Source organism: Candidatus Tisiphia endosymbiont of Micropterix aruncella (assembly GCF_965178575.1).
In the GTDB taxonomy this organism is placed as follows: Bacteria; Pseudomonadota; Alphaproteobacteria; order Rickettsiales; family Rickettsiaceae; genus Tisiphia.
Genome location: NZ_OZ238268.1, coordinates 306,164 through 328,024 on the forward strand (window position 1 = coordinate 306,164; position 21,861 = coordinate 328,024).

Sequence of the window (21,861 nt, forward strand, 5' to 3'; positions counted from 1 at the left end):
TATTTTTCTGCTTTATTATTTATATTACTGATTTCTAATCGTGACGCATATAACAATTATTGAAGTAAGTAATTAACCTATGGTGATGTCACCCTAGGCTATTAAACCAATGTCTTACATCGAAATGAGGTTAATTATTATAGCTAGTTATAGATAACATAACAGTGAGGTTTAAACAACTATATAAGCAAAATTATTCGAGCAAATAATAAGGTTATGCAAAAACAGACTAGTTTGACTAGAGAACAAAAAGAGGTTGTTGGATTACTCTCAATAGGGACGTTTCTTGAGTATTTTGACTTAATGCTTTATGTGCATATGGCTGTGTTGCTCAATGAGTTGTTTTTTCCCAAAACTGACCCACATACGGCTACTCTTCTTTCAGCCGCTGCTTTTTGTTCTACTTACTTGCTTAGACCATTTGGTGCATTAATATTTGGTTGGATAGGCGATAATGTAGGAAGGAAAGCATCTGTAGTCATTACAACTTTTATGATGGCAATATCTTGTTTTGTCATAGCTAATTTGCCAACTTTTGCTCAAATAGGTATTACTGCAGCTTGGCTGGTGACAATATGTCGTATTGTGCAAGGTATGGCTTCTATAGGGGAAATCATAGGAACTCAATTATATCTAACAGAATATCTACAACCACCAAGACGATATGTGTCTGTAGCTACAATAGTTTTTTGTGCTGCCTTTGGAGGTTTTGCTGCTTTAGGTGTAGCCTCTCTTGTTATTTCTTATGCTCTTAATTGGCGATTGGCTTTTTGGTTTGGTGCAGGTGTGGCATTAGTTGGTATGATTGCTAGGGCAACGCTGCGAGAAACGCCTGAATTTGCCGACGCTAAACGTCGATTAAACAAAACTTTTCATCAGTTGAAAGATGTCGGATCTAATATTGACGTTGAACGTGTAATGCAAGATACTCTCAATATTCAAGAAAAAATTAATTGGAAAACAACAATAAGTTTACTGTTAGTAGATTGTATATGGCCAGTAATTTTTTATTTTACTTATATACATTGTGCTAATATTTTAAAATATTCGTTTCACTATACAGCTGAGCAAATTATTCACAATAACTTTATTGTATCTGCTATGTTACTAGGAAACATGGTTTTTGTGCTATATTTCACCAATAAACATCATCCACTAGTGATATTAAAGATAAGATTAATTTTAGTTTCCATATATTTCCTAATGATTCCATATTTATTGAATAATGCAACAACTGGCTTTGATATATCGATAATTCAGTCTTTACTATTATTTGTTGCATGCGAAGCATCACCAGCTAATGCAATATTCTTCAAGCATTTTCCAGTCTTTAAACGTTTTACTTATACTAGTGCGATATACGCTGCATCCCGAGCTTTAGTATATCTTATTACTTCTGTTAGCCTTGTGTATTTAACAGATTATTTTAGTCATTGGGGATTGTATTTTATTACAATCCCAACAGTTGTGGGTTGTACATATGGATTATCACATTTTATTAAACTCGAGAAAGATGCTGGAAATTTTTCTGAAAAGAAAACTTATCTAGACTCTGTAGCAAATATTGCTTAGATGATATAGTAGATAAATATTGATAACATAACTCTATTAGTTTTTTTTCTAAATCAATTGCTTCTAAGTGTATAGCTAGACGTATAAATTCTTCTATAGTTTCCTCAATAATCTTCCTAGCTTTCTCCGGTGATTTTACTCCTATAGTTTGTAAGTTGTGAATTCGGCTAAAAATTTTAATAAATGCTACATCATATTTTTTTTGTTGATATAATAAATTTAAAATCTCTTTGGAGCTAATCTTGCCGTGAGGCTTAACCCTAGTTAAAGCTTCCACTTGACTAGCCACTGTACTTCCAAAAATGTAAGCAATCATCTTTTCAGTAAGTTTTGTATCTTCGATAGTATCATGCAGTATACTGGTAACAACCATGTCAGTTCTGAAATATCTTGGAATTTCTGATGCTGCATATTCTGCTACCATATATGCTACTTCAATCGGATGCGAGTAATAGGGTTCGCCTGACTGCCTCATTTGGCTACCGTGATATTTTTTTGCGTAATAAATAGCTTTTTTAACTTCGTTAATATCTATTGGCTGGTTTACTTCCTCATTTATCTTACAGAGTTTGTTCAGTAACCTAGTAGTATATTGACAAGATTCATACTTTGAGTTGTTCCAATAGTTAATATCTTCCATAAAAAATCATAATATTTTAAATCGCTATACAAGTTAAACTAAAAATTAGAATATTACTAGGAATTTATTATATTTTTTTGAAAAAGATCAATATTTTTGCATTTTGTTGTTGTTTATCTATTAGTGCTTCTGCTAATTAGTGTATAGTATATGGTATACTCAAATGACCTGAAAATGAATTTCAATGCAAGTTGCCAAAATATTATTGCCATTAGCTAAGCTTTTTCCGTTGGATTATTTAATTCCAAATGAATTAAAATTAGCTATAGGAGATTTAGTAGTTGTCCCCTTTAGGAATAAAGAATTAACGGGTATAGTTTGGCAATTAGATACTGAAGTTTCAGAGAACACTAGTAAAATTAAATCTATTAAACAGAAAGTGCCACTTGAATTTAGGTTTAATCAGGAAATATTAGATTTAATTAAATGGGCTGCTAATTATTATATGACTTCACTTGGTTCGGTTGCCAAGTTGGCTTTGCCGATCGATATTGCCCAGCAACCTATAAAAATAAAGCATCAAGAATTAAACAAAGATTTTATTTTGCCAACTCTTTCAATAGAGCAACAAGAAGCACTTTCTCTATTAAGTCAATCGGATAAACCATCAATTATTAAGGGAGTAACCGGATCAGGTAAAACAGAAATTTACTTTCATCTATTGACTGATTATTTGAAGCAAGGTAACCAAATATTGATAATGTTACCAGAAATTGCTTTAAGTCAGCAAATTATAAATCGTTTTACAGCACGCTTTGGCTTTCAGCCAGTAATATGGAATTCTGCGGTTACTAAAGCTCAGAAAAAGATGATTTTAAGAGGTTTGCTCAACAATGAGATTAAGGTTATAATTGGTGCTAGAAGTAGTCTATTTCTACCGTATAGTAATCTTGGATTAATTATTATTGATGAAGAGCATGATAGTTCTTATAAGCAAGATGATGGTATATTATATAATGCTCGCGATGTGGCGGTATTGCGGGGAAGCTTATCCAAAATAAAAGTAGTATTATGCTCGGCTACTCCGTCTATTGAAACAATTTTTAACGCAAGTACCAATAAGTATCAATTAATTGAATTGTCAAATCGTTACCGGGAGGCGACTTTGCCAGAAATTCAAATAATTGATATGAAAAAGGAGAAATTATCAAAAAATTCTTACTTATCTAAGGAGTTAATAGCATTAATTGGTAAAAAGCTAGCAAGCAAAGAGCAGGTGTTATTATTTTTGAATCGTAGGGGTTATGCCCCTTTGATGTTATGTAAACTTTGTGGTTATCGTTTTACTTGTAATTCTTGCTCTGCTTGGTTAGTGGTACATAAATCTAGCAAAAAACTTGAATGTCACCATTGTGGTTATCAAAGTAGGATTCATATTTTTTGTCCTGATTGTCGGGAAGAAGATTCTTTAACTGTTTGTGGTCCTGGGATTGAAAGAATTGAAGAAGAAACTAGGTATCTTTTTCCCGATAATAAAATTGCGGTAATTAGCAAAGATTATGCCCAAAAACCTGAAAAGATCCGCGAATTACTATATAAAATGGAGCATTCTGAGGTTGATATTCTAATTGGTACTCAGATGATTACTAAAGGTTATCACTTTCCTAACCTTACTTTAGTAGGTGTTGTTGATGCTGATCTTGGGACTATTGGTGGTGGAGACTTGCGATCAAGTGAACGCAATTATCAACTACTTCACCAAGTAGGAGGTAGGGCAGGAAGAGAAGATAAAAAAGGTCTAGTATTAATGCAAACTTATTATCCAGATAATGCTATATTTAGTTATATAAAAAATGGAGGAGATCAGTTTTTACAATATGAACTTGAAACAAGGCAAGCAGAGAATATGCCTCCTTTCACCAAAATGGCATCAATAATTTTGTCTGGGAAAAATGAGCATAAAGTGCTTGAAATATCCAAAACTCTAGTTGCAATTGCACCAAAAAGTTCAGCTAGAATACTCGGACCATCTAGTGCATTAATGTTTAAATTAGCAGGAAAGTTTCGCTACCGTATTCTAATCATAGTGGATAGGAAATTTAATTTACAAAAATTTTTACAAACATGGTTAAGTTTAATCAAAATCCCTTCTTTTTGTCATTTGAAAGTGGATATAGATCCTAAGAGTTTTTATTGATATTACTCTCACGATTATGCAAGTAAAAGCTTTAGCTTAGTACTACAGTTGTAGTTATTCACAATGTCGTCATCCCCGTGAAGGCTTTGCCCGTGTGGATCACTAGTATGTCATTCCCGCTTCGGTCAGGAAGCCATAATATCTAATAGCCTCAGTTCGATAAGAATTATTAATTCTTATCGAACTGAGGTTGAATAGTCTTCTTGGTTATTTTTTTAGACCCCTGCTTTTGCAGGGGTGACATCGAAGGGGAATCAGGGGTGGCATCACCCTCTAATAAGGATGATACTAAGTTTAATATTAACTTGTTACATCGATATACTCTTCTACTTTGAAGAATTGTTTTTTGAAAATATCAGGAACTTGCGTACTCATGTACTAAATGTACACCTAGTTCGCTCACCCCTCATTTTCAAATCCAATTCTTCAAATCATTTGAGTATACTTGAGGTTAAATAAGTTATAAATATTTTTGTTGGAGATATTTTAAAAATATTTCCGATTGAATTTGATCTTCACCTGTAGCGTTTTTAATTAATTTGCTGGTGCTTTTTAAGGACCCATAGCTTCTAAGATTATCATTCAAGAATTGGTTTACACCATTGAATTCTCCTCTTGTTATTTCCTTTTTTATATTGTGATTAACTTCCTGTGCTTTTTTCATAAGCATTGAAGCAATAATTGCTCCGTTAGTGTAAGACGGGAAATAACCAAAACTCCCCATTGGCCAATGTATATCTTGTAAGCATCCATTTGTATCTGTTGGTGGAGTAATGCCTAAATATTCTTGCATCTTATTATTCCAATGATATGGCAAATCATCCAAAGTTAGATCTCCACTAATTAATAATTCTTCTAGTTCAAACCTAACTATTACATGCATTGGATAAGTCACTTCATCTGCTTCTACTCTAATAAAACTAGGTTTGACTCTTGTCATTAATTTGTAAAGATTTTCTGCAGAATATTCTAGTCCTTTGAATTCAAATTCATCCTTAAGTAGCTTTGATAGATATTGACAAAATTCCCCTGACCTACCTACTTGCATTTCCATAAATAAAGATTGACTTTCATGGACAGCCATACCTTTAGCCTTACCTACTGGTTGGTTTTTATATTTGTTGGGCAAATTTTGTTCATATAAAGCATGACCAGTTTCATGCATAATCCCCATAATCCCTGAAATAAAATTATGTTCATCATATCTATTAGTTAATCTAATATCATCAGGAGTACCCATACAAAATGGGTGAGCTGATTCATCTAATCTACCTTTAGTGCAGTTAAACCCCATTATTGCCATAAGTCTTTTGGCAATTAGTTTTTGCTGTTCTTTATTAATACTATCAACTATAGGTAGAACATGTTCTTGGCTTTGTTTTTCTACTATCTGAGCAATTAATTGTGGTATGGTTTTTTTTATATTATTAAAAACTACTTTAATTTCATCTAGTTTACGATCAGGGTCATATGTATCAAGTAAAGCATCATATTTAGTACAATTTAATATTGCAGCTTTAGATTTCGCCATTTCTTGTACGCAATCTAATACTGTTTGTAGGTAAGGTTTAAGTGATAGGTAATCATTATTTTTTCTAGCATTCCGCCAGATTAACTCACATTTTGCACTAGCAGTGACATACATTTTCCGTAAATCATCATCTATACAGCTAGATTCAACGATCCGTCTTTTTGTTTCTTGTAAATTTGCTAATTGCCAAATATCTAGCATATTTAGGTTTTCAGAAACAGCTTCTACTAATTCAGCAAGTTTTTTTGACTGTAATCTAGAATGTGCCATGGAAGATAACAGTGATATTTCGTTTGTTCTACTATCAATTGCTCCTTGCGGAATGTTTACTGCGATATCCCAATAAAGTATATTAATCACGTTATTAATTTGAGAGATTTGCTCTAATTCTTGCTCTAATAATGTATAATGTTTCATACAATTTTCCCTACTTATAATAAGTTATTCTAACTATTTTTACAGTATACTAATATTAACAAAATAACTATAATAAATATACTATTTTGCTTCCAACAATTGATCATTATGAAAAATACATATTACATTACTACTCCGATTTATTATGTCAATGATATACCTCACATAGGACATGCTTATACAAGTGTTGCATCTGATGTAATAGCAAGATTTATGCGTTTATCAGGTAAAGAGGTAATGTTTCTGACCGGTACTGATGAACATGGTCAAAAGGTAGAAAAATCTGCTATTGCCAAAAATGTTGAACCACAAATATTTACCGATACAGTATCTGAAACTTTTCGTACATTAATGCACTCAATGAACATTTCTAATGATGATTTTATTAGAACTACAGAAGCTAGGCATAAACAAGCGGTAAGTAGTCTATGGCAAAAATTGCTGGATAGTGGCAATATTTATCTTGATAGCTATAAAGGCTGGTACTCGACGCGCGATGAGGCTTTTTATGATGAATCAGAATTAACAGAAGATGGGCTAGCTCCGACTAAAGCTCCTGTTGAATGGCTTGAAGAACCAAGTTACTTTTTTGCCCTATCAAAATGGCAAGATAAATTATTAGATTTTTACGATGCCAACCCTGATTTTATCAGACCAAATACTAGACGTAATGAAGTTATTAGTTTTGTCAAATCAGGGTTGCATGATTTATCCATATCACGTTCTAGTTTTAAGTGGGGGATTAAAGTACCAAATGACGAAAAGCACGTAATATATGTATGGCTTGATGCACTAACCAACTATATTTCGGCTTTAGGATATCCAAATGATACAAGCCAGTATAACAAATTTTGGCCGGCTGATGTTCATATAGTCGGGAAAGATATATTACGCTTTCATGCCGTATACTGGCCAGCATTTTTGATGGCAGCTGGCTTACCGCTACCAAAATGTGTTATGGCACATGGGTGGTGGACTAATGAAGGGCAAAAAATTTCGAAATCTATAGGGAATGTAATTGATCCGCTGCAATTAATAAAAGAATTTGGTTTAGATCCAGTTAGATATTATTTAATGAGAGAGGTAATATTTGGCTCAGATGGTAATTATTCTCGTAGTAGCTTAATCAATAGAGTTAATAGTGAGCTATCTAATAAAATTGGTAATTTATTGCAAAGAACCCTAGCCTTTGTTTATAATAACAATGAGGCAAAAATTCCGCCAATTAGCAAGAAATCTATCGATAGCATTTATGAGTCATTTTTAATGAAGCTATCCCACCAAATTATATCAGAAAATTCACTGTTCATTAAGACTTTTGCTATTAATTCTGTGTTAGAAAATATTATTACTTTAACCGAAGAAGCCAATATTTACATAGATCGAGAAGCTCCTTGGCAGTTAAAAAAAACTGATCCTGTAAGGATGAATGAGGTGTTATATACGCTACTTGAGACACTAAGATATATTGCTGTAATGTTACAACCATTTATCCCTGATTCGGCTAATAAAATGCTTGATCAGCTTGGTGTACCAAAAAGTCAGAGAATGTTTAAACATTTAACAAAGGAGTTTACTTTAGCTCTAGGTAGTAACATTAACCAGCCAGAGCCGATATTTCCAAGATTTCAGGATAATACTCGATGAAAATAGAAGTCTATTCTAGTTATTTCTTGTAGCATATATTGTAGTTCTTAAACTATGTATGGCCTTAAAACCTAGATAAACGGAAATACGCTCAATAATTATCTGTTGATGAAATGATAGTTCTAAGGCGATGCTCGAATTTTCCACTTGTACATGTAAAATATTTATTCTCTGTCCTTTCTCTTTAGGGCTAGATATTTTTAACGGGCTAGTTTTGGTACTAAATTTCGGTCCAACAATCTTGCTCCAATTAATCATAATTTCTGCAAGCAATGGGTGCTGTTTACCAAAGATTCGTCTAATAATTATATTGATGTCATGGCTGAGCGGTTTCATGGGCAAAATTAATTATTGTAACCATTACTACTAATATAGCAAAGATAATTGATAATAAAGGAAAATACAGAGAAATAATTGATAATATCATGAGCAATATATTGCATATTATAATTCTACTCACTACTTCCCTATGACTCTTACCATTTCTGACTGCTTTTTGAAAAAAATGCTTTAAATGAGGTTGCCAAATTTTCTCCTTATTAACTAGTCTAATTAGTATGGTTAATCCTCCATCTGCTAGGTAATATAAGCTAGCAATAGATGAAGCAACAAACAAATGAACACTAGATGCTGAAATAAGTAGCAAACATAAACCTAATAAAAATCCTAAGCTTATACTACCTACGTCCCCTAGAAAGATTTTAGCAGGATGCCAGTTAAATATCAAAAAACCTATGGAACATGCTAATATAATGATGTTAAGCATAATTATAAAATTTATATTTATTATTATATCAGATTTTAGATAACAAAGTATCAATATAGTAATCGATAAATGAATAGATTCAGCACCACTAATGCCATCTATTCCATCAAGAAAATTATAAATATTTAAAAAGACAATCAATCCTATTATAGATAGCACAAAATCAATATATAAAGGTAATTCATGATGAAACAATACTGCTGGAGATAAAAATAAAAAAATGGCTATTGTAGAACAAATTATGTGAAAAATTAGTCTTACAAATATCGGAATAGAAATAAGATCATCTAAAAATGAAATGGTAGAAATGATCAGCAGTAAAGGTACAATTTTAATTGAGTTTATCAGAGTTTTTGCCCCAAAATATTCATAGGCGATAAGAGCAATTATTACCACTATAACTATCGCAAGCCCACCTCCTCTTGGTGTGATTCTACTATGTACTCTACGTGGATCTGGTATATCCACCACTCCAAAAGATGGAAGGCTAGAAATCAATAGCCAAGTAAGAAAGCTTGTTGCTATAAAAGATAATAAAAACAAAAAACTATAATTAATAAAGTTACTCATAATAGCATATTAGACTTAAAACTGAAATATTCATTGGCTGTAATAATTACGTGGTCATGAACCGATATGTTCATATTAGCACAAGTTTCTACTATTTTGTGTGTTAGTTCAATATCAGTATTTGAAGGCTTACTAACACCACTTGGATGATTATGTACCAATATAATTGCACCAGCTTCATTAAATAAAGCTCTTTTAATTATTTCTCTTGGATATATTGTTGCCTGATCTATAGTGCCTTGGCTTAAAACTTCATCAGCAATTAGGACATTCTTTTTATTTAAAAATAAGATACGAAATTGTTCTGTCTTCATGCTACCCATCGTTGCTTTTAGATAGTCTATTAGAACGTTCCAAGAACTAATTACATTTTGATTTATTACTTTTTGTTTTAGCATTCTGTTAGTTAGTTCACGCATAATGACAAAATTTACATATAAATTATCATTAGTTCCTTTAATATTAAGCAATTTTTCTTTATCTGTATTTATTAAATTAGCGAGACTACCAAATTGTGTTAATAATTCCTTTGCTAATGGTTTTACATCTTTTCTAGGTATTACAAAAAATAATATCATTTCAAGTAATTCATAATCTGCAAGATTTTCTGCAGAAACAATAATACGTTGTTTTAGGCGTTGTCTATGCCCAATATAATGGGGTATATCATCTTTCATATTTAGTTTTACAATAAGTCTGTTTTATAAGGTGGATGTATCAAATGTTTTGGTGATAAAGTAAAAATGTCAAAACCATCTTTGGTTACGCCTAAACTATGCTCAAATTGTGCTGATAATGATTTATCACTTGTTGTGACTGTCCAACCGTCTAATTTACTTAGATGAGTGGAGTGATGTCCAGCATTTACCATTGGCTCAATAGTAAAAAACATACCTTCCTCCAAGACTAAGCCAGTGCCAGCTTTGCCATAATGTAGAACAGTTGGTTCTGTATGAAATATACGCCCTATCCCGTGACCAGTATAATTTCTAACAACTGAATAATTATGTTTTTCAACATAAGTTTGTATAGCATTTCCGATATCTCCCAAATGTACTCCTGGTTTTACTAGTTCAATTCCTATCATCATAGCATCATAAGTAACCTGCACTAAGCGTTTTGCTTTAATTCCTACATCACCAACATAATACATTCTACTAGTATCACCATACCATCCATCGACAATTACAGTAACGTCGATATTTATTATATCGCCATTTTTAAGGAGTTTATCATTTGGAATACCATGGCATACTACATGATTAACAGAAGTACAAATTGATTTTGGAAACCCATTATAGTTTAAAGGTGCAGGGATTGCATTATTGGACACAATAAACTCATGGCAAAGATCATTTAAATAGATCGTACTCACTCCTGGTTTTACGTAATCAGTAATAAAATCTAGGGTTTCTGCAGCAAGTTTGCCTACAATATGCATTTTCTTAAAGTGTTCTTGTGAATGAATTGTTATGGCCATAAAATAATTAACTTTTTTTATTAAAATCATCTATTAAAAGCATAGATAACCCGATTGATGTTACTCCGTTATTGCTAGGAGGCGTGAGCCGACGAAGCAATCCATTTCTAACAACTTTTTATGGATTGCTTCGTCGCTACTAAAGTAGCTCCTCGCAATGACGTTGGGTAAAAATATTCCAGTCTATTAGCGAGACCACGTGAGTGTAGTGGCAATCCACATTTATTAGATTGCTTCGTCACGTTCGGCTTCTTGCTAATAGACGTCAATTTACTACGACTAGATGCTATCGGGTTAGCTATATAAATATATACTAAATTTCTACTTTTTAAATTATTATTTGAACTTCATTGAATCTTTTTCAATGGTTCTTACCTTATAAAAACTATAAGATAGGGTTATTGTATCCACATCATTCATTTCTTTATCTTCCTCAAAATCAGAGTCTATAAAAAATGTCACTGGCATCAACATTTTTTCTCCTGCTTTTAATAACTGTTCTTCAAAACAAAAACAATGTATTTTAACAAAATATTTACCAGCTTTATTAGGTGTAACATTGTAAACGGAAGTTCCTATTATATCATCGTTACTTAGATTTTCAGATTCATAAAAAATTAGTGTATTTTGTCCTAGGGTAACTTTAGAGTTCCTTTGCTTAGGAATAAATCGCCAAGGTAATTTACTGTCAACATTGGAATCAAATTCTATAGTTATGGTTCTAGTTCCTTTTTTAGGAGAATATATATTGAGTTCCTGTCTTGTGGTAGTACCACCATATCCAGTGACTTTACAAAATAAATTGTAAATTGGTATTGATGCAAAGCTTAAAAAAACCATGCTAAGTACTAAACTAACTAGGGCTAAGGCAAAATTTCTATTAGATTTTTGTAACACTATGTTGCTCTCTTTTTGTAAAAAGTCAAATTTCAATTTTTTACAAGAAGTCTATTTAAAATATTTTAAACTTATGATATTATGTACCCATTCTAGTATATCCTTAAGTAAAGGAATCTATTTTAAAGGTATTATATGACTAACAAAATCAGTGTGCCAGTAATTTCTGCAGAATCAGGGTTTTATCAATATTTGCAAAAGATCAATAAAGTTCCGTCACTTTCACAAGAGGAAGAATTTCTACTTGCCAAAGCCTATCTTGAGCAGAATGACCTAGAAGCTGCTCATAAGCTAGTAACTAGCCACTTGAAATTGGTAGCAAAAATTGCCATTAGATATAGAAATTATGGGCTACCTCTAAATGAGCTTGTGTCAGAAGGGAATTTAGGTCTTATGCAAGCAGTAAAGAAATATAATCCTGATTTAGGTTTTCGCTTGTCTACTTATGCTTTGTGGTGGATTAAAGCTTCAATCCATGAATATGTCCTAAGATCTTGGTCTTTGGTTAAAATGGGTACTACGGCAGCACAAAAAAAGTTATTTTTCAGCCTTGGTAAAATTAAGCATAAAATCACTAACCTATATTCAAGAGCTGTTACAGATCAAGATTTTGTTCAAATTGCTCAAGAACTTGGAGTGACTAAGAATGAAGTTAGTGAAATGAATTCTAGGTTATCTGGTTCAGACTTATCATTGAATAATTTGGTAAATAGTGGAAATGATAACAGTGATAGCGAACTAATTGAATTTTTACCGGAAACTCGTCCAAGCCAAGAGCTAAGATTAATTAGCCAAGAGGATTCTGTTAACAAACATAATTTGTTAACACAAGCGATGAAGATATTAAATGATCGTGAATTACATATTCTCACTGAGCGTAAATTAAAAGATTCTCCAAAAACTCTTGATACTCTTAGTATAGAATATAAAATATCTAAGGAAAGAATTAGGCAGATTGAAAACACAGCATTTGAGAAAGTGAAAAACTTTATATTGCAACAGATGCCAAAAGCTGTTTAAGGGTTTATGCATAACTCATAATACGCGAATTCGGGATAAGAATTAACTAATTCTTATCCCGAATTGGGGTTATAATACCATTTCCCATTATTAACTACGCTATTTAGTGCTACAGTGTAGTACTAATGTCAAAACGATGTCATCCCAGCGAAAGCTGGGATCTAATAATGTTTAATAGTCTTTTAGGCTATTTTTTTAGATTCCCGCCGTTGCTAAGAATGACAGCTCTAGGTAGTAACTACAACTGTAGTATTAGCGTAGTTAATAATGGGAAATGGTATAATGTGGCTAAAACAACGTCATTTAGTATACTCAGATGGTATTACAACATTTAAATTAAATATTAATTCATGAAAGCAGTTTCTATATATTTATTGATTATTTTGATTTCTACGCAAGTATTTGCTGGAAATCAAATTACTAGAAAAGGTTTGAAATTTGATTCATCTAATGATTGCACAGAAAGATTAGATATTTTGGAGAAAGAGAATCAACACTTACTTGGCAGAGTCGAAATAATTGAACATACTATTGCCAAATTAGAGAGAATTTTAGCCTCTACAAAACAAGAGGTAATAAGTTCTGAGGATACCAGTACAGCAAAAAATTTAGCAGATGATTCTATAGTTGGCGATGTCTTTGAAATACCAGCTACTAAAGAAGCACAAAAAGAAGTTGCGTCGTATGATATTGCAAAACCCATCTCGGGGATAGCAAAAGATAAGCAACTTTATGACTTAGCACTTGCCTCTTTAAAAGATAATAAATTAACCGATGCAGAAGAAAAATTTGCAAATTTTTTAAAAAATTACTCTAATAGTCCTTTGGTAAGTAATGCATATTTTTGGTACGGAGAATCTTTTTTTAGACGTAATATGTTTGATAAAGCGGCTATAAATTATCTAAAAGGTTACAAACAATCACCAAAAGGCTCTAAAGCTTCTGACTCATTGTTAAAATTAGCATTATCTCTTGGGGAATTGAAGAAAATACAAGAGGCATGCTCTATTCTTGATAAACTTGAAACAGAATTTCCGAGTAGATCAGCTACATCAATAAAAAGAGCTAAGGATGCAAGAACCAAATTTGCTTGTAAGCGTTAGGTTCTTATGAACAAAAAGGTAAATAATAATGACTGACATTTTAGAAGAAGTCTTAAATGATAAAAATGAAGAAAAGAAACTTTATTACTTTAAAAAACTTCTTCCTATAACTATAATACTCGCACTAATAGTTGTATTATTTATGCTAATAAACAATTGGCTTGATGGTAAGAAAATAAAGAATAATCAAAAGACAGGTGATATTTTAGTTAAGTCTATGTCGCTTATCAATGACAATAAAGACCTAACCATAAAGTCGTTGGATAATTTAATTGAAACAAGTAATAATAAAGTAGGAGAGCTTGCTGCTATCGAACAAGTCAGTATAAAAATACAACAAGGAGATTTTATAGAGGCTAGAACTTTATTAAAGAAAATTATTGATAACAAGAATTATGCCGAATTAACAAGTGCATATGCACGTCTAGTTTGGTTAAGTTTAATGATAGACGAAACAAATTTATCTAATGTAAACATTAATGAAATCGAGGAATATTTAAATTATTTTGATGATGAGAATAAACCATTCTTTGGTACTGCAAATATTATCAAAGCAATTTGGTATATTAACAACAACTCAAAAGGTTTAGCAGAAAATACTTTGAAAAAGGTAATATCACTAGAAAGTACAACTCAAGTAGTTAAAGAGCAGGCTAAAGCTTTACTTTCAAACTTACAATAAACCTCAATTCGGGATAAGAATTAGTTAATTCTTATCCCGAATTGGCTTTAATATAAGGAAAAATGCATTCTTAAAGCGGCTAACGCGAATGCATTTTAAACCTTTCTAAAGCTAAAAACATGATTTTAATCTTTTAAAATCATGTTTTTAGCAAAATGGATTGCCACGCTCACATACGTTCGCTTGCAATGACATATACGTATACGTCTATAAAACGTCATTGCGAGGAGACCGTAGGTCGGCGAAGCAATCTATAATTTCACCGAATTCGCGTAATAACAAAGGCTTAAATTATGATAAAACAACGATTAATTATTTTCTTACTACCTTTTATTCTAACTTCTTGCGGTCTTGGAGCTAAAAAGATTAAAAATATTGTAGAATTAACTCCTAGATTATCTGTAGAAAGTAATGAAACAATTCAAATAGATTCTACTGTAAAAACAAATATATTTAGCCCTGAACAGCTGCAAAATAAGGAATATACTGTTGCAAAATATAAAATAATATCAGAGCCAATTTTTAATAAAGCTGTTGCCTATACCATTGATACTAAAGGTAATATTTCCGCTTTTTCTATGAAAGATAAATCTATTATGTGGTCATATAATATCAGCACTAACAAGAGTGATTATTATGTTGGTGGAGGGATCTTATGCCACAATGATAAACTATATGTTACCTATGGTTCAAGATTCTTGGTAGTATTAGATAGTAGGTCAGGTCATGAAATAATCAGAAAAGAGTTGCCTGATATTACTAGAGTAAAACCGGTATTAATTAATAATCATACTATTGTAGTTCAAACAGTAACTAATCAAATATTAGCGATTAATATTGATAACTTAAATTTTGTTTGGCAACATGAAGGTGTAGTAGAAACTTTGTCATCAAGTTACCATGTTAGCCCAATAGTACAAAATAATCATGTAATAGTAAACTATAATTCAGGACAAATTCTTGCTCTAGAAGCTAGTAGCGGCCAAGTTTTATGGACTAACGATTTATCTAGTCAGCAGGAAATAGGTTTACCAAATTTTGAGGCAGCATCTATATTATGCAAACCTATTGTCAATAACTCTCATATATATATAGCTAATAGTGCTGGTAAGATAGTAAAGTTAGATATCATGACGGGTAATATTCTTTGGCAAACCAAAGCTTATGATGTGCAATCCATGCTGTTAGTTGGTAATAGTTTATTTATAACAAATAATGCTGGACAAATAGCTGCTATAAGTACTGATTTTGGTAAAGTCAAGTTTGTAGCAGATCTAAATGATGGGAAAGATATTAAAAAAGTTAAAGCTGCATCATTCCTACCCCCTATAATTGGTAAGGTAGTTGAGACAAAAGAGTGGAATTTAAATATTATTTCCACTAAAGGTGAATTATATAGTTTCCAATCAGATGTTAATGGTAATTTAAGCACTACTCCACAGATTACTAAAATTACTAAAAATATTGAATATCATGGAAAAACCTGCTGTGGTAGTGTGTATTTTGCTACTGATAAAAAAATTATGTTTGTCGAGTAGTCAAGAACTATGTTAAATATATTTACATTTATCTTGACAAAATAGTGGTTATAATGCTATTTAGTATAGCCTAGGCTGGGACAATGATAACATTAATTCTAATTAATAAAGATATATAACGTGAAAACTTATTCTGCAAAACCATCACAAATTCAGAAGAAGTGGTGGGTCATAGATGCTAAAGACCTTGTATTAGGTAGACTTGCTAGTGAAGTAGCTAAAATCTTACGTGGCAAACATAAGCCTTCCTTCACTCCTCATTTAGATTGTGGAGATTATGTAATAATAATTAATGCCAAGCATATTTGCTTGACAGGTAAAAAATCAGACCTGAAAGATGGTAAGTTTTATTATCGTCATACTGGTTTCCCAGGTGGAATAAAGGATACAACAGCTGGAAAAATTCTGTCTGGTAAGTATCCTGAACGTGTCGTTAAGCTTGCTGTAAAAAGAATGATTACGCGAAATGTTTTGGGATCAAAGCAGATGGGTAATCTATATGTCTATGCAGAGAATGAACACCCACATAAAGCTCAGCAACCTGAGTCTTATGATTTTGCAAGCAAAAATACAAAGAATAAAAAATAGTGAATTATGACAACATTAAAGGTTCAAAGCGAAAAAACCAAAAGCGATACAGTTCAGAGTAAGTTAGTTAAGCCTAAAACGCCTGTAGGAAGCAGTGATAATAAAGTCTATGGTACAGGTAGAAGAAAAAGTGCAATAGCTAGAGTTTGGTTAAAAAGCGGTAGTGGCAAGGTAATTGTCAACAAAAAAAATATGGAGCAATATTTCACTCGTGAAGCTCATACCAAATCTCTCTTGCGACCATTTGTTGTAACCAATACTGCTGGACAATATGATATAATATGTACTGTCAGAGGTGGTGGAATATCAGGACAACTGGGTGCTGTACTACACGGTGTTTCTAGAGCTCTTGACAAAATTGCACCAGAATTTCATAGTATTTTACGCAAATCCGGTTTCTTAACAAGAGACTCAAGGGTTGTAGAACGGAAGAAATATGGTAAGCATAAAGCTAGAAAAAGTACTCAATTCTCTAAACGTTAGAATTTTACAGAGTCTGTTTGGAGTTGTCTAGCATGTAATTTTCTGAAGCTCTTTCCATCATGGCGGGGTAGCTCAGTTGGTTAGAGCAGCGGAATCATAATCCGCGTGTCGGGGGTTCAAATCCCTCCCTCGCTACCAAAATGCTAATTCATGTGGTGGTTTGTTATCTAGAATTTGTATAATGGGGGTTTTCATAATAAGAATCAACAACCAATTCTTTAAAGCATTAAGTATACGGCGATTTTTTTTATATTTTATATATAAAAGTCATTAGTGCTACTTGATATATATGCTATTATGCGGTGAATGTACTCGAAATTCTTCAAGTTCTTGCAAACATTATTATGAAAAGGATTACATTCGGTTTAGTAGCTGAGTATGTGGCTATTATTATTTATAAAATTAAATTTTATCAAATTCTTCACCATCGTAAAAGATATTATGTAGGTGAGATTGATATTATCGCTCTACGTGGAAAACAACTTGTTTTTATAGAAGTAAAAGCAAGGCGTTCTGACGTTGATGATCGGATATTATCAACTCATCAACAAGCAAGAATAAAAAGATCTGCTAGTGTATTTTTAAGCTCTAACCCAAAATACCAAAATTATCAAGTTAGATTTGACCTAATAATTATTAAACCTTACAGTATACCAATTATTATTGAAAACGCATGGTAATAGAGTGTTTTCTACTAGACGAAAAAGAATCTAATTATACACTATACACTCAAATGCTAACTGACTAAGTAATTATTTTAAAATTATTGCTTGACCAATAAAGCAATATATGTCAAAAAGATCATACTCATATAGTCTGAGACTTCTCTTAAAACTAGGCCGCTATAGCTCAGAGGTAGAGTACATCATTGGTAATGATGAGGTCGTAGGTTCAATTCCTACTAGCGGCACCATATTAGTATCAACCTTTTTATTTTAAATCATAAATTAAAGAAAGGATATAATTTTAAATGCCTTAAGAGATTTCAATGAAAAAATTAATTATAGATGTTGTAGCTCCTTCTTCAAAAACGCCTGGTATGTACCAATATTTTGATCAGATCCAAGCATTATTTAAGGATTATTATAATATACAAATAAGTATTGCAGATAACATTATTGATGATTCAAGTGTGTTTAGTGCCTCAACATTAGAAGTAAGACTACAAAGCTTTATTTCAGCTTTACAAAATCCAGATTCAAATGTTATATGGGCTTATAGAGGAGGATATGGTTCTATGGAATTAATTCCTTTTTTGAGACCTCATATGTTCAATAAATATAAAGTATTAGTAGGCTTTAGCGATATTACTGCGTTACACTTATATTTTAACCAAATAATAGGGTGGTCATCTTTACACGCTACAGTTTTAGACAGAATAGTGCGAGGCGTAAATGCTCAAGACCACATTTATATAATCAATGCTCTTTTAGGTAATACTAAAAATTTTACTTATGATCTTTATCCTATAAATGCAATAGCAAAAAATTTAACGAATAGAGAGTCAATTTTAGGACAAATCCTTGGTGGTAATTTATCTATGGTGCAATATTCTCTTGGTACAAACTGGCAACTTAATTCTACCAATAAAATATTAATTTTTGAAGATGTAGGAGAAAGAGGTTATAGAATATTTGCAAGATTAGAACAATTAAAACAAGTGGGAATTTTAGAAAAAAGCCAAGCAATTCTTTTCGGTGAATTTACAAACGGAGAGGAACAAGATGGTAGAGATCTTACACAAACGGCAATTCAAATTGCAGTAGAAAATTCACAAGTACCTGCCTTCTTTATAAAAGATATAGGACATATAGCACGAAATCTACCACTGCCATTAGGTACATCAGTTGTTATTAGTCAAAATAAATTATTAATCACTAATCCGTTTATTTAATAGAACTTGATAATGCACCCATAAAATTAGACCAAAAAAAGTTATTGATCCGAGAATAACGGGATAAAATATAGTGAAAGACATTGAATTAGGTGAGTTTATATGATATAAATAAGAGAAAAAAATGTCAACAAGCCCATATAGTCAAGATTTAAGAGAAAAAGTAATAAATTATATAGAAAAAGGTAATAGTCAAATATCTGCTGCTAAGATATTTGATATACACAAGAATACAATTAATCGTTGGAAGGTAAGGAAGAAAAAAGAAGGAACAATATTAGCAAAAGCGAGATTAGGATTTAAAAGTAAAGTTGACAAGCAACAATTAGAAGAATTTGTCAAAAATAATTCAAATATTACGCTAAAAGATATTGGTAAGAAATTTGGGATTACAGGCACTCAAGTTGGAAGAATATTAAAGAAGTTAGGCTATAGTTATAAAAAAAACCTTCAGCTATTTGGAAGCAAGTGCAGAGAAACGATCTGAATATTTAGAAAAGGTCAGTAAATATGACAAAGAGCAAATGGTGTATCTTGATGAGAGTGGTATAGATAGGACCATTTGCCAAGATAGAGGTTGGGGTAAGATAGGAGAATTGTTGGTTGGACAAAAAAGTGGTAAACAGTATCAAAGAACTAATATCATAGCTGGTTTGGTAAATAATAAGCCGATAGCCCCTTTTGTGTTTAATGGAACTTGTAATACAGAACTATTTAATAATTGGGTTGAGAAGTTTTTAATTAAAGAATTAAAAGCAGGACAGGTTGTAGTACTAGATAATGCTAGTTTCCATAAATCAAAGAAGACGAAAGAATTAATAGAATCAGTAGGTTGTAAGGTTATTTTTTTACCCCCATATTCACCAGACTTAAATCCAATAGAAAAATTTTGGGCTAATATGAAAAAATGGATTAAAAATAAGATAACAGAAACTAGTAAATTATTCGAAGCTATTTCTATGTTCTTTGTCACCTAATTCAATGTATTTTACTATAACAATAAAAAAAGGTAAAATTTTATGACAGCAAAGAATAAGTTATGAAGCGAGCTTAAAGGCGAAGGTAGTATTGAAGCAATGGTAAGATTTCGCCACTCAGGTGGGAAAAATTACCTACTATATTATAAAAGATGGTATCAGAGATTCTCTACAAAACTGTTAGGAAAAGTTAATATTTACGTCATATTCCCTCCCCTTGAAAATTAGTTAGAGAGAAAATTGGTCTAATATTTTTGCGACTATAAATTGGTTGCAAAGTTGCATAAAAATTTCTGACTATAAATTAGGAATCCCCCTGAAACCCTGATAGGAGTGTGGCACACCCTAGTGGATGATTTTCGAACAAAAAATTAAGTGAGAATTATTAGTAAAAATTGATTATTGAATTGATTTATTAGTTAAATTATATTATTCAAATTTTTTGGAGATAACGCATTTCATTTGCCTATAATATCATTATATTTTATTACACTCGATAATCAAGTTTTTTCTAAGGCATACAATTCATGATAGTTTATGTCATCCGAGCTACGGCGGGGATCTCAAAAACCTTTACGTCTAAGGTGTTTTTGTATTTTTAGATTCCCGCCTACGCGGGAATGACATCTTCTCGACTTCTTTTTATGACTTTTAAACTGTCCTGAATTATATAACTCAATAAAAACTTGATTATCGAGTTACATATCTCTTAATTAACAAGTTGTTTCTGAATTTTACAAAGATTATTTTTATGTATTTATTTATTACTATTTTAATTATGGAAATTTTAGTGGGAGCTGAGATAGATTTATTTGTTCCTAGTTTTCCAGAAATACAAACTATCTTTAATATTTCTACTTTTGAAGTAGAGTTATTACTTGGAATAAACTTTATAGGACACTGTATTACTTCCTTAATTGTTGGAAATTTAGGGGATAGATTTGGTAGAAAAGCAATTATTATTATAGGTTTAATAATATTTGTGATTGGTAGCATATCTTGTGCGTTTGCAATGGATTATTATGTATTGCTATTAGGTAGATTATTACAAGGCATCGGTATTGCTGGAATAGCAGTATTAGGTTATGTAGTAATTGCTGATATCTATTCTGCTGAACAACAACAACAAATGTTAGGGATTCTTAATGGAGCCATTACCCTGGGGATGGCTTTTGCTCCAGTAATAGGAAGTTATGTAAGTTTTTTGCTTGGTTGGAGAGGTAATTTTTCTATATTGTTAGCACTGGGATTAGTTTGTTTGGTATTGGGAATATTATTCATTCCTAAAAGTCAAGTAAACTATAATGTTAAAATATCACTAAGAGAATATAATGTAATTTTTAAATCAAAGAAGACTATCTATTATTTAATAATTGCAGTTTTTATTTTGCAGAGTTATTGGGTTTTTATTGCTATTTCTCCTATCTACTATATGCGAGACCTAGGAGTACCTATTCAACAATTTGGTTTTTATCAAGGGGTTATGGCGGCAGTATGTTGTATTGGCAATTTTTCTAGTAGTTATTTTTTGAAAAGATTTGGACAAAAAAAATGTTTCTTTTTTGGTGTTGTAATGCTTAGTGTATTTATTATTTCTGCTATGATCTTACTAATATACAAGATTAATGATCCATTAATAATAACTATAGTGATCCAATTAATTGCTATTGGAGTAATATTTCCTTGTAATATTTTATGGCCCTTAATGTTAGAAACTATACCAAATGCTAAGGGTAGGATTACGGCTGTAGCAATGTCAGGAAGATTTATTGTTACTGCAATATGTGTACAGTTAATTAGTTATTTTCATCATGGTACTTTTCTACCATTAGCAATTGTCATGTGTACTACTATAATTATTACGTTAATTACTTGTTATAAATTATTACAAGAATATAAAATACTTAATTAACCTGAAT

Annotated in this window: 21 protein-coding genes and 2 tRNA genes; 16 read left to right on the plus strand and 7 right to left on the minus strand. The window is 31.6% G+C overall.

Annotated features, from left to right (window positions below; genetic code table 11):
* Positions 1 to 216: 216 nt before the first annotated feature.
* On the plus strand, positions 217 to 1,572 hold the full coding sequence (locus ACN1AG_RS01415; RefSeq protein WP_417905208.1) for an MFS transporter: 1,356 nt from the start codon (positions 217 to 219) through the stop codon (positions 1,570 to 1,572).
* On the opposite strand, the gene ACN1AG_RS01420 is transcribed toward ACN1AG_RS01415, so the two are convergent.
* The gene (locus ACN1AG_RS01420) at positions 1,499 to 2,212 is read right to left on the minus strand and encodes an HD domain-containing protein (RefSeq protein ID WP_417905209.1); all 714 of its coding nucleotides are present in this window, start codon (positions 2,210 to 2,212) and stop codon (positions 1,499 to 1,501) included. The two genes, ACN1AG_RS01415 and ACN1AG_RS01420, sit on opposite strands and share 74 nt — an antisense overlap.
* A gap of 184 nt (positions 2,213 to 2,396) precedes the next feature.
* Between ACN1AG_RS01420 and ACN1AG_RS01425 the strand changes: the two genes are divergently transcribed.
* Positions 2,397 to 4,349 carry a primosomal protein N' gene (locus tag ACN1AG_RS01425; protein WP_417905210.1) on the plus strand — a complete coding sequence of 651 codons (1,953 nt, stop codon included), beginning with the start codon at positions 2,397 to 2,399 and terminating at the stop codon, positions 4,347 to 4,349.
* A gap of 460 nt (positions 4,350 to 4,809) precedes the next feature.
* Here ACN1AG_RS01425 and ACN1AG_RS01430 read toward each other — a convergent pair whose 3' ends face one another.
* On the minus strand, positions 4,810 to 6,297 hold the full coding sequence (locus tag ACN1AG_RS01430) for a carboxypeptidase M32 (protein WP_417905211.1): 1,488 nt from the start codon (positions 6,295 to 6,297) through the stop codon (positions 4,810 to 4,812).
* Positions 6,298 to 6,405: 108 nt separating this feature from the next.
* Between ACN1AG_RS01430 and metG the strand changes: the two genes are divergently transcribed.
* Positions 6,406 to 7,944, plus strand: a complete 1,539-nt coding sequence (gene metG / locus ACN1AG_RS01435; RefSeq protein WP_417905212.1) for a methionine--tRNA ligase — start codon at positions 6,406 to 6,408, stop codon at positions 7,942 to 7,944.
* 15 nt (positions 7,945 to 7,959) lie between these two features.
* Here metG and ACN1AG_RS01440 read toward each other — a convergent pair whose 3' ends face one another.
* The 5 genes from ACN1AG_RS01440 to ACN1AG_RS01460 form a co-directional block, all read right to left on the minus strand.
* On the minus strand, positions 7,960 to 8,280 hold the full coding sequence (locus ACN1AG_RS01440) for a DciA family protein (protein ID WP_417905213.1): 321 nt from the start codon (positions 8,278 to 8,280) through the stop codon (positions 7,960 to 7,962).
* Positions 8,261 to 9,280, minus strand: a complete 1,020-nt coding sequence (locus tag ACN1AG_RS01445) for a UDP-phosphate alpha-N-acetylglucosaminyltransferase (protein ID WP_417905214.1) — start codon at positions 9,278 to 9,280, stop codon at positions 8,261 to 8,263. The genes ACN1AG_RS01440 and ACN1AG_RS01445 overlap by 20 nt, the downstream gene beginning before the upstream one ends.
* A complete protein-coding gene (radC, locus tag ACN1AG_RS01450) occupies positions 9,277 to 9,957 on the minus strand; it encodes a RadC family protein (protein WP_367364542.1) in 681 nt (226 codons plus the stop codon). The genes ACN1AG_RS01445 and radC overlap by 4 nt, the downstream gene beginning before the upstream one ends.
* Positions 9,958 to 9,965: 8 nt before the next feature.
* Positions 9,966 to 10,760 (minus strand): type I methionyl aminopeptidase, encoded by a 795-nt coding sequence (gene map, locus ACN1AG_RS01455; protein WP_417905627.1) that lies wholly within the window; start codon positions 10,758 to 10,760, stop codon positions 9,966 to 9,968.
* A gap of 336 nt (positions 10,761 to 11,096) precedes the next feature.
* Entirely contained in the window at positions 11,097 to 11,657 is a 561-nt protein-coding gene (locus tag ACN1AG_RS01460; RefSeq protein ID WP_417905628.1) for a cytochrome c oxidase assembly protein, read from the minus strand.
* A 135-nt stretch (positions 11,658 to 11,792) separates the two neighbouring features.
* Here ACN1AG_RS01460 and rpoH point away from each other — a divergent pair, with 135 nt between their 5' ends.
* The 13 genes from rpoH to ACN1AG_RS01525 all read left to right on the plus strand — a co-directional run bounded on the left by rpoH (position 11,793) and on the right by ACN1AG_RS01525 (position 21,854).
* On the plus strand, positions 11,793 to 12,677 hold the full coding sequence (rpoH, locus tag ACN1AG_RS01465; RefSeq protein ID WP_341753940.1) for an RNA polymerase sigma factor RpoH: 885 nt from the start codon (positions 11,793 to 11,795) through the stop codon (positions 12,675 to 12,677).
* A 350-nt stretch (positions 12,678 to 13,027) separates the two neighbouring features.
* The gene (gene ybgF, locus ACN1AG_RS01470) at positions 13,028 to 13,780 is read left to right on the plus strand and encodes a tol-pal system protein YbgF (RefSeq protein ID WP_417905215.1); all 753 of its coding nucleotides are present in this window, start codon (positions 13,028 to 13,030) and stop codon (positions 13,778 to 13,780) included.
* Positions 13,781 to 13,808: 28 nt separating this feature from the next.
* Positions 13,809 to 14,462 (plus strand): DUF2659 family protein, encoded by a 654-nt coding sequence (locus ACN1AG_RS01475; RefSeq protein ID WP_367364537.1) that lies wholly within the window; start codon positions 13,809 to 13,811, stop codon positions 14,460 to 14,462.
* A gap of 296 nt (positions 14,463 to 14,758) precedes the next feature.
* On the plus strand, positions 14,759 to 16,000 hold the full coding sequence (locus ACN1AG_RS01480) for a PQQ-binding-like beta-propeller repeat protein (RefSeq protein WP_417905629.1): 1,242 nt from the start codon (positions 14,759 to 14,761) through the stop codon (positions 15,998 to 16,000).
* 120 nt (positions 16,001 to 16,120) lie between these two features.
* Positions 16,121 to 16,588, plus strand: a complete 468-nt coding sequence (gene rplM / locus ACN1AG_RS01485) for a 50S ribosomal protein L13 (RefSeq protein WP_341753937.1) — start codon at positions 16,121 to 16,123, stop codon at positions 16,586 to 16,588.
* A 6-nt stretch (positions 16,589 to 16,594) separates the two neighbouring features.
* Complete coding sequence (rpsI, locus tag ACN1AG_RS01490) at positions 16,595 to 17,071, plus strand: 30S ribosomal protein S9 (protein ID WP_341757523.1); 477 nt, start codon at positions 16,595 to 16,597, stop codon at positions 17,069 to 17,071.
* A 61-nt stretch (positions 17,072 to 17,132) separates the two neighbouring features.
* Positions 17,133 to 17,209 (plus strand) — tRNA-Met (locus ACN1AG_RS01495).
* A 206-nt stretch (positions 17,210 to 17,415) separates the two neighbouring features.
* Positions 17,416 to 17,751: a YraN family protein gene (locus ACN1AG_RS01500; RefSeq protein ID WP_417905216.1), complete on the plus strand. Its 336-nt coding sequence runs from the start codon at positions 17,416 to 17,418 to the stop codon at positions 17,749 to 17,751.
* Between the two features lie 158 nt (positions 17,752 to 17,909).
* A tRNA-Thr gene (locus tag ACN1AG_RS01505) sits at positions 17,910 to 17,984 on the plus strand.
* A gap of 75 nt (positions 17,985 to 18,059) precedes the next feature.
* Positions 18,060 to 18,965, plus strand: coding sequence for an LD-carboxypeptidase (locus tag ACN1AG_RS01510; RefSeq protein ID WP_417905217.1), 906 nt, complete (start codon positions 18,060 to 18,062; stop codon positions 18,963 to 18,965).
* A 124-nt stretch (positions 18,966 to 19,089) separates the two neighbouring features.
* On the plus strand, positions 19,090 to 19,452 hold the full coding sequence (locus tag ACN1AG_RS01515; RefSeq protein ID WP_417904510.1) for a helix-turn-helix domain-containing protein: 363 nt from the start codon (positions 19,090 to 19,092) through the stop codon (positions 19,450 to 19,452).
* Positions 19,424 to 19,942: an IS630 family transposase gene (locus tag ACN1AG_RS01520; protein ID WP_367363849.1), complete on the plus strand. Its 519-nt coding sequence runs from the start codon at positions 19,424 to 19,426 to the stop codon at positions 19,940 to 19,942. Before ACN1AG_RS01515 ends, ACN1AG_RS01520 begins: the two co-directional genes overlap by 29 nt.
* Positions 19,943 to 20,693: 751 nt before the next feature.
* On the plus strand, positions 20,694 to 21,854 hold the full coding sequence (locus ACN1AG_RS01525; protein ID WP_417905218.1) for an MFS transporter: 1,161 nt from the start codon (positions 20,694 to 20,696) through the stop codon (positions 21,852 to 21,854).
* The last annotated feature ends 7 nt before the right edge of the window (positions 21,855 to 21,861 follow it).

Coding starts and splice junctions, on each gene's coding strand:
- ACN1AG_RS01415 (WP_417905208.1), top strand. CDS start 217: ATGCAAAAACAGACTAGTTTGACTAGAGAACAAAAAGAGGTTGTTGGA.
- ACN1AG_RS01420 (WP_417905209.1), bottom strand. CDS start 2,212: ATGGAAGATATTAACTATTGGAACAACTCAAAGTATGAATCTTGTCAA.
- ACN1AG_RS01425 (WP_417905210.1), top strand. CDS start 2,397: ATGCAAGTTGCCAAAATATTATTGCCATTAGCTAAGCTTTTTCCGTTG.
- ACN1AG_RS01430 (WP_417905211.1), bottom strand. CDS start 6,297: ATGAAACATTATACATTATTAGAGCAAGAATTAGAGCAAATCTCTCAA.
- metG (WP_417905212.1), top strand. CDS start 6,406: ATGAAAAATACATATTACATTACTACTCCGATTTATTATGTCAATGAT.
- ACN1AG_RS01440 (WP_417905213.1), bottom strand. CDS start 8,280: ATGAAACCGCTCAGCCATGACATCAATATAATTATTAGACGAATCTTT.
- ACN1AG_RS01445 (WP_417905214.1), bottom strand. CDS start 9,280: ATGAGTAACTTTATTAATTATAGTTTTTTGTTTTTATTATCTTTTATA.
- radC (WP_367364542.1), bottom strand. CDS start 9,957: ATGAAAGATGATATACCCCATTATATTGGGCATAGACAACGCCTAAAA.
- map (WP_417905627.1), bottom strand. CDS start 10,760: ATGGCCATAACAATTCATTCACAAGAACACTTTAAGAAAATGCATATT.
- rpoH (WP_341753940.1), top strand. CDS start 11,793: ATGACTAACAAAATCAGTGTGCCAGTAATTTCTGCAGAATCAGGGTTT.
- ybgF (WP_417905215.1), top strand. CDS start 13,028: ATGAAAGCAGTTTCTATATATTTATTGATTATTTTGATTTCTACGCAA.
- ACN1AG_RS01475 (WP_367364537.1), top strand. CDS start 13,809: ATGACTGACATTTTAGAAGAAGTCTTAAATGATAAAAATGAAGAAAAG.
- rpsI (WP_341757523.1), top strand. CDS start 16,595: ATGACAACATTAAAGGTTCAAAGCGAAAAAACCAAAAGCGATACAGTT.
- ACN1AG_RS01500 (WP_417905216.1), top strand. CDS start 17,416: ATGAAAAGGATTACATTCGGTTTAGTAGCTGAGTATGTGGCTATTATT.
- ACN1AG_RS01510 (WP_417905217.1), top strand. CDS start 18,060: ATGAAAAAATTAATTATAGATGTTGTAGCTCCTTCTTCAAAAACGCCT.
- ACN1AG_RS01515 (WP_417904510.1), top strand. CDS start 19,090: ATGTCAACAAGCCCATATAGTCAAGATTTAAGAGAAAAAGTAATAAAT.
- ACN1AG_RS01525 (WP_417905218.1), top strand. CDS start 20,694: ATGTATTTATTTATTACTATTTTAATTATGGAAATTTTAGTGGGAGCT.